The organism is Defluviicoccus vanus, from assembly GCF_014672695.1.
Taxonomy (GTDB): Bacteria; Pseudomonadota; Alphaproteobacteria; order Rhodospirillales; family Defluviicoccaceae; genus Defluviicoccus; species Defluviicoccus vanus.
On sequence record NZ_CP053923.1, the window covers coordinates 2777162 to 2792969 of the forward strand.

The window sequence follows — 15808 nt, forward strand, 5'->3', positions numbered from 1 at the left end:
TGAAAGGAGCGAGATCACACCCACCTGCCGTTTTGGCTGAACGTGGCTTAAGGGCGGCGCAAGCAGGCGAAAATCGTTCCGCTCACTNNTGCGCCGAATGCGAGGTAAAGATCTTAGGTAGAGATCACAATCCGGCAGGCGGACTGTTGCCAAACCGGGGCTTTTCACAGTTGCCGCAGACCCACGGGAAGGTCCAGTCGCAGGTCAGCTTGGCACTATCGGGAAGAAAATCAGACCAGGCGTCGCCCTTGNACCAGCTCTTTGGTCTTCCAGACCACCTGAAACTGGCCATCAGGAAGGATCTCGCCGATCAACACCGGCTTCGACAGGTGGTGATTGACGTTCATCACCGCGGTGCCGCCAGTGAGGTTGGGGGCTTTCTGGCCGATCATCGCCTGACGAACGGCATCGCTGTCGGTTGTCCCCGCCTGCTCGACTGCTTGCACCCACATGTTGAAGCCAATGAAATGCGCTTCCATGGGNGTCGTTGGTCACCCGCTTCGGGTTCTTGGTGAACTCGCGCCAATTCTTGATGAAAGCTTCATTGTCGGGAGTGTTGACGCTTTGGAAATAATTCCATGCCGCCAACTGGCCAACGAGAGGCTTGGTGTCGATGCCGGCCAACTCTTCTTCACCAACCGAGAAAGCGATGACAGGGATGTCTTCCGCTTTGATGCCCTGGTTGCCGAGTTCTTTATAGAAGGGGACGTTGGCATCACCGTTGATTGTCGAGATGACCGCCGTCTTCTTGCCTTGCGACGCGAACTTTTTCACATCGGCGACGATGGTTTGCCAATCGGACTGTCCGAAGGGCGTATAGTTCTCCATAATATCGGCGTCGGTGATCCCCTTGGTGTGCAAGTAGGAACGCAAAATCTTGTTGGTCGTGCGTGGATAGACATAGTCCGTACCAAGCAGGACAATGCGCTTNNTGCCACCGCCTTCCTCACTCAGCATGTAGTCGACCGCGGGAATCGCCTGCTGGTTCGGTGCCGCTCCGGTGTAAAAAATGTTCCTTGAACACTCTTCACCTTCATACTGAACCGGATAGAAGACGACGCCATTCAATTCTTCGACCACAGGCAGAACCGATTTACGTGAGACCGACGTCCAACAGCAGAAGACGACGTCCACCTTTTCTTTCTGCAACAGGTCACGCATCTTCTCGGCGAATAGCGGCCAGTTGGAGGCCGGATCGACGACCACGGGAACCAATTTCTTCCCAAGCAGGCCGCCCTTCCTGTTTTGTTCTTCAATCAGCATCAGCATCACGTCTTTAAGCGTGCTTTCGCTGATGGCCATGGTTCCCGACAGCGAATGCAGGATACCGACCTTGATCACGTCCTCCTTCTTCGCTTCGCTCTTCGTTTGCGCGTAGCTTGGCGCACCGATCGCCGTCGCAAACGCCAAGACGACGGCGAGTACGGCCGTTCCGAAAAGTCTCCGCATACGCTTCTCCCTCCAATCCGCGACCCGAACGTGTGTCGAGCGCAGTCGAAGCAAGAACAAGGCCAAACAGAGGCGGCGGTTTGCGGGCCCGGTGGCGCTAAATTCTCGCGCCTGGGCAACGATTCACTGGTGCCAGCGTGTGCGCATGATGCTGTCAAGCGATACATGCGCACACGCTAGTATGACTAAAAAATAATCAAGTGCCGCGATAGGCTGCAGCCCTGCCGCCGCTGATTTAGGCAAATGTCGCCTTCGTCTAAATCCTGCCGCGGGGCGCTGCGGCTTTCAGTCGGCGCCGTTGCACACGCTGCCGTGCGCTGGCATCACTTCGAAACCGGCGGTGCGCAGCAACTCCGTCGCCGCGTCGATGACGGCGGAGGCTTCGATTAGCGTCAGGCACTTCACCGCGTAGGGGCACAGTTCGGCGCGCTCCAGCCGGCAAGGGGCACAAGTAACGGGCACCCGCAGGACGGCGACCGCCGGGCCACTGACGTGCCAGATATCCACGTCGCTCACACCGCAGCAGATCTGGACGGTAGGCACGCCGAGGCGGGCGGCGAGATGCGTCGGGCCAGAGTCGTTGCCAATAAAGAGTGTGACCGCCTTCAGAACGTCGGGGAGTCTGAGCAACTCGATCTTGCCGGTGAGGTCGAGGCAGTGGTCGTGTGGCAGGCTCGCCGCGATCTGTTCGGCGTCGTTGCTGTCGCTGGCGCCGCCGATGACAACGATGGCGCAGCCGAGACGGTCAACCAGCGCCGCGCAGACGGCAGCGAGGCGATCGACCGGCCACTTGCGGATCGGCCGCCCGGCGCCCGGCGCAACGGCGACCACAGGGCGGCCGCCTAACTTGAAGTCGAAGGCGGAATCGGTCGCCAATACGTGCGCACTGGCAGTCGGCGGACGGGCAAACACGCCGCCAGCCGCGTCCACCAGGAGCATCAAGCGGCTGATTGCGTCAAGTGNCCGGCCAGACTTGCCCGGAGTCCTTGTTCGNNGTTCGCATGAGGGCAACGCCAGATCGAGGCAGGCGGTTTCGCCGTCGGCGACAAAGCCAATGCGGAAGCGGGTATCGATGAGTGGCAGCAAAAGCCTGGTATCGGGGTCATGGCGTAGATCGATCGCTATATCGAAGGCACCGAGATCGAGACTGAGGAAGTTCGTCATCCCCTGCGAGACGTCGCCGACCCAGTCCGCCGAGGTCGGTGGAAAGAATACGCATGGCACGACCACGTCAAAGTATCCCAGCCGTTCGGCCAGCGGCACGCCCCAAGGGCCGCACACCAATGTGATGTGGGCGGTCGGCCAATAGTGGCGTATTGCAGCAAAAGGCTCGATTGCCAGAATAAAATCGCCGATGTGATCCAGCTTCAGAACGAGAATGCGAGGCGACGCTGGTAGCGTGCTAGCCCGCTGCCGCAAACTATCGTATTTCAGTATCGGTTTGTCAGCACATTCCAGTATCGGTTTGTCAGCACATTCCAGTATTGGTTGGTCAGCAATGCTATTACAAAATTCTGGATTAATATAATTAGATTTACTCTCGATTTCTTTTATCAATTTATTTGCGAACAGGCCTCTGACTGTTCTCTTGCAGAATTTCCAGCCGCGGCGGAAGCGGGTAATCCGTCTCTTGCCACTTTCGCGCTCGCGATACAGTTGAAGCTGGCGTGTGAACAGGCCGGTTTGTTTGCGCAGTGTCGTGATCTCGGCGCAAGCGCGTGCGAGTTCGCTTTTTAGCCGCGCCAGTTCGGCGGGTGCGTTTTGGGGATTTTTTGAGGACCGGCGCAGCCAAGTCACGCAGGCTTCTACGTCAAACATTCCAAGGTCCCAGCGTTGGCCGCTATCCGACGAATGCTGTCGCGCAAGGGCTGATAAGGCCTTTAGGGTTGACCGGGCAGCGGGCAGGTTGTAGGGCTGTCGTATAGCGCTCGATCTAATGGTCGTCTAGACGTCGCGGTAGGGCCCGGAGCCGCGCTTTCGACTGCGGGTGTCTGAGTGCCAAGTGGCCAGCCGCACGCCGTTTGTCCCTGTAATGCCTAAGTTGATTGTGTTCGCAGGCCGAGTTGGTTCACAATTTCCATCTCATTCAGGGCTCATTCGGAGGGTAAATCGGATTTAATGGCCGAGATCGATCTGTTCAATTCAGAGTTTGACGATCACGCGGCCGTTGTGGCCGAGACGAGGCGGGTGCTACGTGACCCCTTCAGCCGCTTGCTGCAGCTCTGTATTCGCGCGGTTCAGGCGGAGGGTAAGATCGTTTTCTTTGGCAACGGTGGCAGCGCCGCCGATGCTCAGCACCTGGCCACCGAACTCTCCGTCCGTTACATCCGCGATCGCGCGCCGATTCCAGCCCTGGCACTGACCACCGATACCTCGGCGTTGACGGCGATCGGCAACGATCTTGGTTTCGATCAGCTGTTTTCGCGCCAGGTGGAGGCGATTTGCCGCGCCGGCGACGTCTGCATCGGCATTTCGACTTCGGGCAACAGCGAGAACGTCCTTGCCGGCTTGCGGGCGGCGCACAAGCGCGGCTGTATTGCCGCCGGGTTTGCCGGCCGGCAGGGAGGGCGCATGGTTGGCCTTGCCGATCCGCTACTTGTCGTGCCGTCCGTCACGACCGCACGCATCCAGGAGATGCATATCCTCCTCGGGCATATGCTGTGTGGCGCGCTTGAGACGGAATTGGGGCTGGTATGAGCGACTATACCCTGTTGGCCAATTACCTCGAATCGATGGACGGGGTAAGCATCACCTGTGTCGGCGATGTGATGCTTGACCGCTTTCTCTATGGCAGCATCGAGCGGATCTCGCCGGAAGCGCCGGTCCCGGTCATTCATGTCCAGCGGGAATCGATGATGCTGGGCGGTGCCGGCAACGTCGTCCGCAATCTCTCCGCCATGGGGGCCCGGGCGCGCTTTGTCGCCGCCGCGGGCGAGGACAGGGCGGCCGCCGAGATTGATCGACTGCTCGCCGCTGAACCGATGGTCCTCTACGACCTGATTATCGAGGCGGAGCGGCAGACCTCGGTCAAGTCGCGCTACATCGCCGGGAGTCAACAGGTGTTGCGCGCTGATCGGGAGACCGTTCGTTCGCTCTCCGCTGCCGGACGTGAAGCATTGCTGCAGGCGGCGCGGGCGGCGATGCGAGAATCGGCGATTCTGGTGTTGTCCGATTACAAGAANGGGGTCCTCGACGAAGGGATCGCCGGGGAACTGATCAGCATGGCCGACGCGGCGGGTAAGCCGGTCGTGGTGGACCCGAAAGGGCGTGACTACGAGCGCTACCGCGGCGCCGACGTGTTGACGCCGAACCGGAACGAGTTGAGCGAGGCCAGCGGCCTGCCGGTGATGTCGGCCGAGGACGCCATCGTCGCCGGGCGACGGCTGATCGAACGCCACGGTGTTGGCGCGGTGGTTGCCACACTGGGCGCCGACGGCATGGCGTACGTCACCAGCAGTGGCGACAGCAACCATCTGCCGGCCGCGGCGCTGGAGGTTTTCGACGTCTCCGGCGCTGGTGATACCGTCGTTGCCACATTGGCGGCGATGCTGGCGGCGGGAGCCGATCTGCCGCAAGCAGTGAAGATCGCCAACACCGCGGCCGGACTCGTCGTCGCCAAGGTCGGCACCGCGGTGACGACGGTGGACGAAATCCTCGAAGCGCTACGGCATTCGGATGTGCAGATCGCCGAGCACAAGGTGCGAACGCTGGAAGCGGCCTGCGCGCAGGTGGCGACCTGGCGACGCAAGGGGCTGAGCGTCGGTTTCACCAACGGCTGCTTCGATCTGGTTCACCCCGGCCACATTTCGCTTCTGCTGCAGGCCCGCCGGCATTGTGACCGGCTGGTGGTCGGGGTTAACAGCGACGATTCCGTTCGCCGGCTGAAAGGGCCCACCCGTCCGGTCCAGGTAGAAGCAGCGCGCGCGGTGGTGCTTGCATCGCTGGCCATGGTGGATCTGGTCCTCATCTTCGACGAAGACACGCCGCTGCGGCTGATCGAGGCACTCCGCCCGGATGTTCTGGTCAAGGGGGCCGATTATCAAATCGATCAGGTGGTTGGTGCCGACGTGGTCCAGACCTACGGCGGCAAGGTGGTGCTGGCCAAGCTTGAGGCCGGTTTCAGCACCACGTCGACGATCATGCAGATGTCGACTTAGCCGGCCCGCGGCGGTAAAATCGCTGGCTTCGCCGTCGCTGCGACTCAGTTGACGGGGACGTCGTCGCAGCGGTAGAGGGCTTCCTTCGGCGTCAGCAGCGGACAGCGCCCGAACTCACTGCCCACGGCGGTGGCGGTGCGGCCGATCTCCGCACACCTGGCGTTGGCGACCTGTTGGAGGTCCGCCTCGCTGGTGCCGCTTGCATAGCAAACCGAGACCACTTCACCTTCCTGCAGTGGCTTACCGAACCGCGGCGACTCACGATTGTTCTCATCGCTGCGCCAAGCGTAGGGTTGCGAGCAGGCGCCAATGCCTGAGGCAAGGGCAACCACGATGCCGATCGCATGAAGCGACGGTCGTCGCCGCTGGTTTACCAAGCCTCGTTTTGCCTTGCTCATCCGCAGCACAATTCTGATACCCGCTGGCCTGATACCTGTTGGCCCGATTACGGCATGCCGGGTACGGCAACCGCGGTCGACACGCCGAGACGACTAACAGCTTGCGGCGACTATCTCAACAGCGCTGCGTCGGTCTTCTGGTTAATCAGGCTCCCCATCGTCAAGAGCGAGCAGGTCGGCGTTGCCGCCGGCCGCCGTGGTGTTGACCGAGGTCACCCGTTCGGTCAGGAAGCGGTGCAGATACCAGGGCCCGCCTGCCTTTGGCCCGGTCCCCGACAGTCCTTCGCCACCAAAGGGCTGCGCCCCTACCACCGCGCCGATGATGCTGCGATTGACGTAAACATTGCCGACGCGCAGGCGGTGGCGGACGCGCTCAGTGAAGCTGTCAATCCTGCTATGGATACCCAGCGTCAAGCCGCAACCTGTGGCGTCGATGGCCGTGAAAACATCCTCGAGGCGGTCTTGTTCATAGGCAATCAAGTGCAGGATTGGCCCGAAGACCTCTTCGGTGAGTTGGTCCAGGCGGTCGATGGCGAAGGCGGCGGGGGCGACAAAGGTGCCATCGGTGCAGGCGGCGGGGAGGATGCAGCGATGGATCAGCCGCGCTTCCGCCGNCAGGCGGGCGTCGTGCGACCTCAGTACCGCGGCGGCTGCCTCGCTGATGACCGGGCCGACGTCCGTCGCGAGCAGGCGTGGATCGCCGATCACCAGTTCATCCATGGCACCTGCGAGGCTGCGTTCGATACGGGCGGCGATCTCCCGTTGTACGAATAGCACCCGCAGCGCCGAGCAGCGCTGGCCGGCACTACGAAAGGCAGAGGTGACCACGTCGGCGACGACCTGCTCGGTCAGGGCGGAGGAGTCGACGATCATCGCGTTCTGCCCACCGGTCTCGGCGACGAGCGGCACGATCGGCCCGGCGCGCGCGGCTAGGTGTGCGTTNNCGATCGCCTTCGCCGTGGCGAAGGAGCCGGTAAACGCCACCCCGGCGGTGGCGTCGGCAGCGACCAACCGCTCGCCGATGCTCCCGTCGCCCGGCAACAGCTGCAGGGCTGCCACCGGGACGCCGGCTTGGTGCAACAGCCGGGTGCAGCGTTCGGCGATCAGGCAGGTCTGCTCCGCCGGCTTGGCGATCACCGCATTACCGGTGACCAGCGCCGCGGCAACCTGGCCAAGGAAGATCGCCAAGGGAAAGTTCCAGGGGCTGATGCAGACGAAGACGCCGCGACCGCAGCGCGACAGGGTGTTCCGCTCGCCGGTTGGCCCCGGCAGCAGGATCGGTTGCGCCAGCTCACGGCGGGCGCTGGCGGCGTAGTAGCGGCAGAAGTCTACCGCCTCGCGCACTTCCGCCGCCGCGTCGGCGATCGTTTTGCCTGCTTCGAGCACACAGAGCGCCATGAACTCTGCTGTCCGGTCCTCGAGCAGATCGGCGGCGCGATCGAGACAGTGGGCGCGGGCATCAACTGCCGTGGCCTGCCACATGGGCACCGCGCGGGCAGCCGCCTGCATCGCCTGCTCCAGCTGCGCCGGTGTGGCATCAATCACCCAACCCACACTCTGGCGCCTGTCTCCGGGGAAGGTGACAGGCCGCCGGTTGCCGCTAGGATCGCTCGCGCCGGCTATCAACGGCGCCGCTGTCCAGGGGCCGGCGGCAGCAAGGGCTGCGGCCAGCTGCGCCAGGGTCGGTGGGTCGCTTAGATCGAGGCCGCGGGCATTGCGTCGCTCGCAGCCGAACAGATCGACCGGGCGGGGGATGTGCGGATGTCGTTTCGTCGGGTGAGCTGCGGCGCGCTGCAGCGGATCGGCGACGATCGAGGCGACCGGGCGGGCGGCATCGACGATGCGGTTGACGAAAGACGTGTTCGAGCCGTTCTCGAGCAGGCGGCGAACCAGGTAGGCAAGCAGCTCCTCGTGGCCGCCCACCGGCGCATAGATGCGACAGGCGAGGCCAGGGCAGTCAGCCAGCAGCTGATCGTAGAGCGGCTCACCCATGCCATGCAGACGCTGGAATTCGTAGTCGCTGCCCGGGGGTGAGAAGGCACGGATGGCGGCCAGGGTATGGGCGTTGTGGGTGGCGAAGGCGGGTCGGAAGGCATCGGGGGCGGCGAGGATCGCCCGGGCGCAGGCGAGGAAGGAGACATCCGTGTTCACCTTGCGGCTGAACACGGGATAGTCGTCCAGCCCCAGTTCCTGGGCGCGCTTGATTTCGGCGTCCCAGTAGGCGCCCTTCACCAGGCGGATCGCCAGCCGCCGTCGCCGGCCGCGTGCCAGCGCCGCCAGCCAGTCGAGCACCGGTCGTGCCCGCTTCTGGTAGGCCTGCACCGCGCAGCCTAATCCCTCCCAGCCGGCGAGGCCGTCGTCGGCAAACACCCGTTCGACGACATCGAGCGTCAGTTCCAGCCGGTCGGCTTCCTCGGCATCGATGCACAGGCCGATGTCGGCGGCGCGCGCCAGTCGCGCCAGCTCGCTGANCGCGGGGACCAGTTCGCGCAGAATCCGCTCCCGCTGCGCGTGGACGAAGCGCGGATGCAGCGCCGAAAGCTTGATCGACAGGCCGGGGCCAAGCCATGGTCCGCGGTGCCTGGCCGCCGTCCCCACCGCCTCGATTGCCCNCGCATAGGCATCGAAGTGGCGTCTGGCATCGCTGGCGTCGCAAGCGGCCTCACCCAGCATGTCGTAGGAATGGGAATAGCCGCGCGCTTCCGTTTCGCGGCCGCGGTCGATTGCTTCGCTTATCGTTCGTCCGAGAACGAACTGCCGGCCGATGATCCGCATCGCCTGGATCATCGCCTGGCGGATCATCGCCTCGCCGCTGCGCGCCACCAGTCGCTTCAGCAGCGACCGCGGCGCGCCATCGCCCTCATCGCCGAAGCGGACGACGCGACCGGTCAACATCAAGGCCCAGGTGGAGGCGTTGACGAAGACCGAACCTCGGCCGAGGCGGCGATCCCAGCTGGCACCACCAATCTTCTCGGCGATCAGCCGATCGGCAGTGGCGGCATCGGGAATGCGCAGCAGCGCCTCGGCGAGGCACATCAACAGCACGCCCTCGCGACTGGACAGGTCGTAGACGCTGAGAAAGGCGTCGAGGCCGCTGCCACTGGCGCTGCGCCGGCGAACCGCCTCCACCAGCTGCGCGGCTTCGGTTTCGATCTGCGACCGCGTCGTCGCGTCGACCTGGAGTTCATCCAGCAGCGCTTCGACGCAGGTGGCCTCGTCGGCAGCGACGAAGGATTGAATGGTGCTGCGGAGCGGATCCGACGGGGCGATAGGGCCGATAAAGGTCATCTTGCAGGCTCATGCTCGCGGCGGCGGCGCGAAAGGACTTTCCCCTTGCACATGGCTTGCCGCGCCCGGGTCACAAGTGAGGCCAAAGCGGCAAGATGGCGATGGAGGTGGCTTCGGGCGCCAACAGCAGTGGACGGCAATACTAATATAAGGCCTAAAATCTGCAGAAGTAGCTCATATGGGGAAAAGAAAAATAAATTATACTAAATTAATTTGGGAATATGTGTTAGTAATATATAAGCTTATATAAACACTGTATTAACAGGAACCAGCGGCGTTAACCATCTGTTAAGCTATATTGCTGTATTAACCTTCTGTTCATTGTCGTGCGGAAGGTCGATATGGATGCAAAAACCGGGATTTTTGCCCTTTTCGGCACGCTTATCGGCCTTGCGGCACTAATTGCGTCCGGCCATGCGAGTGCCAGAGGCGACCATGTGTTAACGTTCCGGCTTGGTCTTAACGTACCGACAATCTGTCGGATCGACCTCGACAACGCCTTGCCGGCATCGGCGAACGCAGCGGTAACGGCGGAGGAGTTCTGCAATGCCCCCGCCGGCTACCGGGTGATCGCTCTCCATCCGGCGCCATCTGCCGGCACTTCGCTCTGGTTCGAGTATGGCGGTCGCCGGGTGCAGGCGAGTGCCAGCGGCATGACCACCCTCGCCGAGGAGCCGACGGCGGCGCATCGCTTCCGGCCGTTGGCGATCATCACCCCGCAGCAGGGCCAACTCGCGGTGTCAAACATCACGCTGCAGATCGTGCCGCGGTAACGGGTAATCTGGCGCGATGGTGGAGGATGCCGCGGACTTGGGACCTGCCGCCGCGCGTCAGGCAGCTGGCGCAATGGTGATGGTGATCTCGTCGCGATAGACGCCCGCCCGCTTATTGCTGACGTCGCCGATGGTGACACGGAACGGCATCGACAGGCCGTTGACGGTGGTCGAATCGAAGGGGCCGATGCTGTCGGGAAAGTGCAGGGTCCGTTCGCCGAGGCTGGCCGTGTAGTCCACCCACCAGGAGTCGAAGGGAGGTGCCTGGCGCATTCTGCCGCCATGGGTCGACACCACATCAAGGCGAAAGCGCTGGTTGCTGCGCACCTGCACCTGCACCGACTTCGATTCACCGGTTTCGAGCGTACCGAAATTCATCGTGTGGGTGTGCGGGGAGGACACTTCGGCGCCGGCCAGATTGATGCTGACATTGGCGATGACGTTGGCGGTCAGGCGGAGCGCGCGCGTATCGAGCAACGTATTGGTGCCGGCTTCAAACAGTCGCAGATCGATGGTATCCGCCGGGGCTCCGGCCGCAACCACCTGGCCGCGGAGGATCGTCCACTGGTATTCTACCCGATCACTCTGCCCGCCGCGCACCTTGCCGGTGGCGAGAAAGCGTTCGGGGGCGACGGTCGGTGGCCGGTCGCTGAGAAGCGTGCCGCCACCCGCGTCGCGCACCTCGTAGACGATGCGATCGGCCAGCCGGGCCGGTGCGGCTGGATTGCGATAGAAGGCGAGCCAGTAGGCGCAGTCGTCGCTGCCGGTGTTGTCGATGCGGATATCCTTGATCGCGGAGGCATCGAGCGGCGCGAAACCGTCATAGGCAAGGGTGGCAGCCAAATCTGTGCTGCGGATCCGCCCCGAGCAAGCGGCGCCTGGCGCGACCCGGCGCTGCCAGCATCAGCAACCCCAGCGTGAGCAATGTCGGCATGACCGACGCCGGCATGACCAACAGCGGCGCATGGAGCCAGCAAAGCTCGCCGGGGAATCGTCGCTTCATTGATCGCCTCCGTTGCCGCGGCTCGATCCTGTTGCTCCCATCGGTCGCAACTCGCCGGCGCGGAAGAGTCCGACACTGTCCATCGAGATGACCATCTCGAATTCGAGTGGCGGCGTCGTGTCCAGGCGCAGGCGCCAGCGGCCAGGACCAACGCCCTGGGCGACAAAGCGACCGCTCCGGTTGGTGAAGACGCTGACCGTGTGCTTGCCGGTGCCACCTACCTCGTCCGCTTCGCCGACGCTGAGCGCCACGGCTTCGCCGCGCACGTCGAGTAGTGTCCCCACCACGGTGATGTTATAGGTGGAGCCGACGGTGAGATCATAGCCGGACTTGTACGGCGGGTTGAGTTCGAACGCCCCGGCACCGAGGTCGTAGCCCACCGGCAACTGATCGACATCGAAGTTAAGACGGCGCGGTGAGTAGGGCGACAGGTCCCAGACCGTGGCCGGCATCAGCCAGTCCGACCGCGCGTCCTCCTCCTGTCGGCTGGCGCCGACGGTTACGATGCGGCCGTCCAGGTTCGCCGCCGTCCCCACAAGGGCAAAGGAATTGAGGATCGGCCGCCCCATGGCCACCCGTCCGCCGGCGTAGGCCAAGCTCAGCGCCGGCCGCAACGAAGTCCGGTTCTCCATCGTGTCGCCGTCCAGGTTGGTGGCATTGGCAACGTGCGCCAGGCCGATTTCGCCTCGGTTGCCGTAGTAGGTGACGTTGCCGTTCAGCGACGCGTCTTCGTTGGTGCGCTCCAGTTGCGCATCGACGCTGTAGCTGTTGTTGCTCTGCCCGCCATAGCGGGAATAGCTGAGCGACGTTCGATTGTCGCNGGTGTCGTAGGTGGCACGCGCCCGGCTGCGCAGATCGATGGCGTAGGACACACTGACAAAGGCGCTGACGCCGTTGCCGAGGAAGCTGCTGTCGCTGCTGACGCTGTTGCCGCTGTGATTGTAGCCGAGGGTGGCGCTCAGCACCCATTCAGGTCCGAACTGCTGCGACAAGGTCAGGTCGGCGCCGTAACTGTCGCCGCTGTCGCCACGGGCGAGGGCATAGCGGGTACTGACGCTGCCAGACGTGCTAGGTCCCAGTTCGCGGCTGTAGCTCAGCGTCGTATCGACGATGAAGGGATTGGCCACGGCACCGGCTTCGTCGCTGCTGATGGCGGCAAAGTTGCCGCTGCGCGTCTCGACGGCAGCGCGCAGCGAGTTCTGTCCCGGTGGTCCCAGTTCGAAGTCGAGCAGCTCCCATTGCAGGGCCAAGGCCACGCCAAGGCCGTCACCATCGCGTTCACTGCCGGCCAGATCGGCATCGAAGCTGCCGACCGGCGTCGCCCATAGGCCGCTCAGGCCGAGCATCCGGGTGCTGCGGTCACTCTGGGCGTTCATCCCGGCGGTCAGGGTCTCACTCAGGCCGCGACGGTAGAAACCGCTGGCGATCGGCTTGTCGCGGCGGTAGTCGGGCTCATTGTCGTTCAACGGCGCTTCGATGCCGGCGAACAGGGCGAATTCGTCCAAGCCCGGCTCGAGAAGGTCGCGGCTGAAGAATAAGGAGTAATCGATCACGTCGCGCCGGCCCGTATCGTCCTCGACGATGATCTGGATCGTATTGTTGCCGGAGAAGAAGGTGAAGTCCTGGATGTCATAGGTTCCCGGCTGCAATCGCAACCGTCGCATCGGCCGATTGTTGACCAGGATTTCCACGTCGGATGGCCGCTCGATGCGCAGGGAGCGGCGTCCGGTGGGGCGGACATTACGGCCGGGAGCGAGTTCGCTGTACAGCCGGGCAATGGAAATGCCGGCCATGTCTTCGGCGTTCTGAAAGCCGGTGCGATCGAGGAACAGATCGCCGGCCCGCAAGCGGATTACCTCTTCCGGCAGATCGACGACCGCCCGGGTGCCACGCCGGTACCAGTTTGCGCCATTGAAGCTGGATTCCCCCTCCACCACCGGGCCGAACAGCCGCATGGCGCCATCAAGCGTTCCCGCTGGCGCGATCAGGCCGGTTTCCTGGTCGGCGGGGGCTTGGCTGATGTAATCGAGGTTGCTGCGCAGGTTGGCGAAGGCGCTCACTGGTGCCGGTTGGGCGAAATCGCGGTTTTGCACGCCGTCAGGCGAACCGATGGCCGAGATCCGTCGTGGCGCCCGGGCGTCCGGCTCCGCCTCGAAGCGAAGCTCGCTGGCGATGGGATCGAAGCTGAGGGTCACTCCCTTGCCGTTCAGCGCGTCGAGGGGGATGAAGGTGCGCCCGGCGATCGCCCGCTCGATGGCGGCCTGCACGTCAGTCTTCAGCATCGGCCGGATGGCCTGCAGCAGCCGTTCGGCTTCCACCTGCATCTCGTCTGCGCCGCCGCTCGATCGGACGCGCAGCTCGGCTAGAACGAACGGCCCATCGCGCAAAGGCAGGACGATCTCCACCGCTCGGCCGGATTGCCCGGATGCCGGTTTGGCGGCACCGCTGCGGGGCAGAGGCGTCAGCAGCGGCAGTGCCAACAGCAGCGACGCCAGCAATCGGCTGGCCACTGGGCGGCAGGCCACTAGGCGGAAGATCTGGGGGAGGGGACGCTCGCGCCGGCGCTGGTCGCCCCCTCCCGGCATGGATGTCAGCGTTCTTCGTCGACGCTTACCTCGGCGTTAACAGCGGTCAGTCCGGCCGGAGGCTCGACGGGCAGGAGGAAGCGGCGAGTCTTACCCGGTTGTACGAGGCCGATCCCCACCGCCGAGGCAAACTCGCTGGCGCGAATTTCTCGCCTCCAGCCGCCACCCGCAGCCTGCAGCAGGATGCGGTCGCGGCTGAGATAGTCGTGACGACTGCCGCGATTCTCCACCACCAGTTCGATCTTGCGTCCGCCCTGACCGTCGTTGACCGGGCCGGCACGGACCAGGGTCAGGTCGGACTCGCCTTGCAGCGGGCCGACGTTGACGTAGACGACGACGCTGTAGACCAGTTCCAGCACCGTCCCGTCAGACTCGGATGTCACCGGGATCTGATTGATCATGAAGGCGTAGCTGCGGCTGCGCTCGATGTCAGGCTCGCCTGCCCACTGCAGACGGAACACCTGCGAAGCGCCGGCGGGAATCATTGCCTGCGGCGGGAAAATAAGAAAATCATCGTCGCGCGGCGTCAGCGTTCGTTCGCCGTTCTCACCCAGATCGAGCTGATTGACCGCCACCTCCACCGGAAGCGTGGTCGCACCGGTGTTGACGACGGTAATCGCGCTGCGACTTTCCCGGCCGACCGGGGCGAGGTCGGTCAGGATCGGGCTGACGCTCATCGCCTGCACGGATTGGGTGGCGAACTGAGAGAAGATGACAAGCCCGATAAGCGAGAGGAGGCGGCGCATGCGGCTGACTCCTATGAGTTGGCGGTGAACGCGGAGCCGATGCACGAGCAAACCCCATTCGTTAGGAGGTGACCGGGGCGGTGCCGAATTCGGGACTAGGCCCATTCTCGGATCCCGCATCGGCACAGTCAGGGCCGCCCGAGGGGTGCCGCGTGCATGGCGTGGTGCATTCAGGGGTTGGTGAACAATGTCAGGGTCATAACATCGGTGTAGTTGCCGGCGACAAGCGGCAGCCCGCTTGCCGGTACCGCGAACGTCAATTGCAACGGGCCATTAATCGCCCCGCCGATGGGTGTCGACGCCTGGGTCGGCGTGTTCGGTGGCTGATTGGCGAGCAAGGGGACGAGGACGACGGACGCCCAATTGCCGGTGACGTTGTAGTCGACCTTGCTGAGGAACGCGCCGGCGACAATGGTCGGCAACGCGGCGTTGAACATGGTGCCGGATTGGGAGGCAAGCGTCGCCTGGGTGGCGAAATTGTTGCACATCGCATCGGCCGCCCAGACGGCGTTGGCTGCGTTGAGCAGCGCCGTGGTGGGGTTCACCGGGGCTGAAATTGATCGTCGTCGGACTGGCGCCGGGGGCGCCGACGATGGCGTTATTGGCGCTGACCGTGTGGCCGTTTTGAATCGAACAGGTGCCCGGCACCGTCGTCCGCAAATTGAACAGCCAGGAGGTGGTACCGGCCGCCATCGCCGCGCCGCCGGCGGCGACGACCATCAAGAGCGAAATCGGACCTGCAAGCAGCTTCCGCATGGGGAATCCTCAGATGAAGGGGAAGGGAACAGCCGCATCGGCGCGAACGGCTGCAGCGGGGATGGCGACGCGTGAAGTGTCGGGGGCGGTGACTGAACGTGGCACGACACGCCGGGTCACGGCTTGACACTGAAGCTGATCGTCAACGCGTCTTCGAAGCGGCCAGCGAGCAACGGCAGTGGTGGGGCTTGCCAGGACAAGGAGAGCGCCGCGGTCTGACCGAGAGCGATTCCCCCTCCTGAGTCGGCCGGCGCGCACCGTCCGGCCTCAACGGTCATCTGGTCGCTTGCGCAGCTGAAGGCGGCACTGCCGGTATCGGTGGGGACGAGGACGTTGACGCGATAGGGGAGAAGATCGGTAAAGCCGCCGATCCGTTTCAGGCCGCCGTTGTGGCGAAGGCCGCCGTTGGCCGAGACGAGGGTGTACTGAAACGGGGTGTTACACGAGACGCCAAGGGACAGATCGCGCCGGCTGCCGCGCGTCACATCGCCGAGATCGACGGCATTGACCCCCGCGGATACCGAACACGTTCGTTCGATTTCGCCAATAAGAGCGATCTGGACCTGATCCCATGCGACCACGGACGAAGCAGAGAGGATGAGTGCGCCAGCGGCAATGCCGAGAAGCGGGCGGCTATGGGGATAAAATGGTAA

General features: G+C 63.6%; 13 protein-coding genes. 4 read left to right on the forward strand and 9 right to left on the reverse strand.

Annotation, left to right across the window (positions count from 1 at the left end; all coding sequences use genetic code 11):
- Positions 1-230: 230 nt before the first annotated feature.
- The 3 genes from HQ394_RS21200 to HQ394_RS12550 form a co-directional block, all read right to left on the reverse strand.
- Entirely contained in the window at positions 231-347 is a 117-nt protein-coding gene (locus HQ394_RS21200; RefSeq protein ID WP_407644700.1) for a transporter substrate-binding protein, read from the reverse strand.
- A complete protein-coding gene (locus HQ394_RS12545; RefSeq protein ID WP_407644701.1) occupies positions 292-1449 on the reverse strand; it encodes an ABC transporter substrate-binding protein in 1158 nt (385 codons plus the stop codon). Before HQ394_RS12545 ends, HQ394_RS21200 begins: the two co-directional genes overlap by 56 nt.
- Before the next feature lie 285 nt (positions 1450-1734).
- Positions 1735-3267: a glycosyltransferase family 9 protein gene (locus HQ394_RS12550; RefSeq protein ID WP_456151424.1), complete on the reverse strand. Its 1533-nt coding sequence runs from the start codon at positions 3265-3267 to the stop codon at positions 1735-1737.
- A gap of 300 nt (positions 3268-3567) precedes the next feature.
- Between HQ394_RS12550 and HQ394_RS12555 the strand changes: the two genes are divergently transcribed.
- Positions 3568-4146: a D-sedoheptulose 7-phosphate isomerase gene (locus HQ394_RS12555; protein WP_190260545.1), complete on the forward strand. Its 579-nt coding sequence runs from the start codon at positions 3568-3570 to the stop codon at positions 4144-4146.
- The gene (gene rfaE1, locus HQ394_RS12560) at positions 4143-5606 is read left to right on the forward strand and encodes a D-glycero-beta-D-manno-heptose-7-phosphate kinase (RefSeq protein ID WP_190260546.1); all 1464 of its coding nucleotides are present in this window, start codon (positions 4143-4145) and stop codon (positions 5604-5606) included. Before HQ394_RS12555 ends, rfaE1 begins: the two co-directional genes overlap by 4 nt.
- Before the next feature lie 44 nt (positions 5607-5650).
- On the opposite strand, the gene HQ394_RS12565 is transcribed toward rfaE1, so the two are convergent.
- A complete protein-coding gene (locus HQ394_RS12565) occupies positions 5651-6004 on the reverse strand; it encodes a hypothetical protein (RefSeq protein WP_190260547.1) in 354 nt (117 codons plus the stop codon).
- A gap of 141 nt (positions 6005-6145) precedes the next feature.
- Positions 6146-9292: a bifunctional proline dehydrogenase/L-glutamate gamma-semialdehyde dehydrogenase PutA gene (gene putA / locus HQ394_RS12570; protein ID WP_190260548.1), complete on the reverse strand. Its 3147-nt coding sequence runs from the start codon at positions 9290-9292 to the stop codon at positions 6146-6148.
- Positions 9293-9633: 341 nt separating this feature from the next.
- On the opposite strand from putA, the gene HQ394_RS12575 reads away from it, so the two are divergent.
- A complete protein-coding gene (locus tag HQ394_RS12575; protein ID WP_223291560.1) occupies positions 9634-10065 on the forward strand; it encodes a hypothetical protein in 432 nt (143 codons plus the stop codon).
- A 57-nt stretch (positions 10066-10122) separates the two neighbouring features.
- Here HQ394_RS12575 and HQ394_RS12580 read toward each other — a convergent pair whose 3' ends face one another.
- The 3 genes from HQ394_RS12580 to HQ394_RS12595 all read right to left on the reverse strand — a co-directional run bounded on the left by HQ394_RS12580 (position 10123) and on the right by HQ394_RS12595 (position 14944).
- Complete coding sequence (locus tag HQ394_RS12580) at positions 10123-10908, reverse strand: hypothetical protein (RefSeq protein WP_190260550.1); 786 nt, start codon at positions 10906-10908, stop codon at positions 10123-10125.
- A 2750-nt stretch (positions 10909-13658) separates the two neighbouring features.
- Positions 13659-14399 carry a fimbria/pilus periplasmic chaperone gene (locus tag HQ394_RS12590; protein ID WP_190260552.1) on the reverse strand — a complete coding sequence of 247 codons (741 nt, stop codon included), beginning with the start codon at positions 14397-14399 and terminating at the stop codon, positions 13659-13661.
- 170 nt (positions 14400-14569) lie between these two features.
- Positions 14570-14944 carry a hypothetical protein gene (locus tag HQ394_RS12595; RefSeq protein WP_190260553.1) on the reverse strand — a complete coding sequence of 125 codons (375 nt, stop codon included), beginning with the start codon at positions 14942-14944 and terminating at the stop codon, positions 14570-14572.
- 92 nt (positions 14945-15036) lie between these two features.
- Here HQ394_RS12595 and HQ394_RS12600 point away from each other — a divergent pair, with 92 nt between their 5' ends.
- Positions 15037-15282 (forward strand): hypothetical protein, encoded by a 246-nt coding sequence (locus tag HQ394_RS12600; protein WP_190260554.1) that lies wholly within the window; start codon positions 15037-15039, stop codon positions 15280-15282.
- Here the strand turns inward: HQ394_RS12600 and HQ394_RS12605 are convergent.
- Positions 15272-15736 carry a hypothetical protein gene (locus HQ394_RS12605; protein WP_190260555.1) on the reverse strand — a complete coding sequence of 155 codons (465 nt, stop codon included), beginning with the start codon at positions 15734-15736 and terminating at the stop codon, positions 15272-15274. The two genes, HQ394_RS12600 and HQ394_RS12605, sit on opposite strands and share 11 nt — an antisense overlap.
- Positions 15737-15808 lie beyond the last annotated feature (72 nt).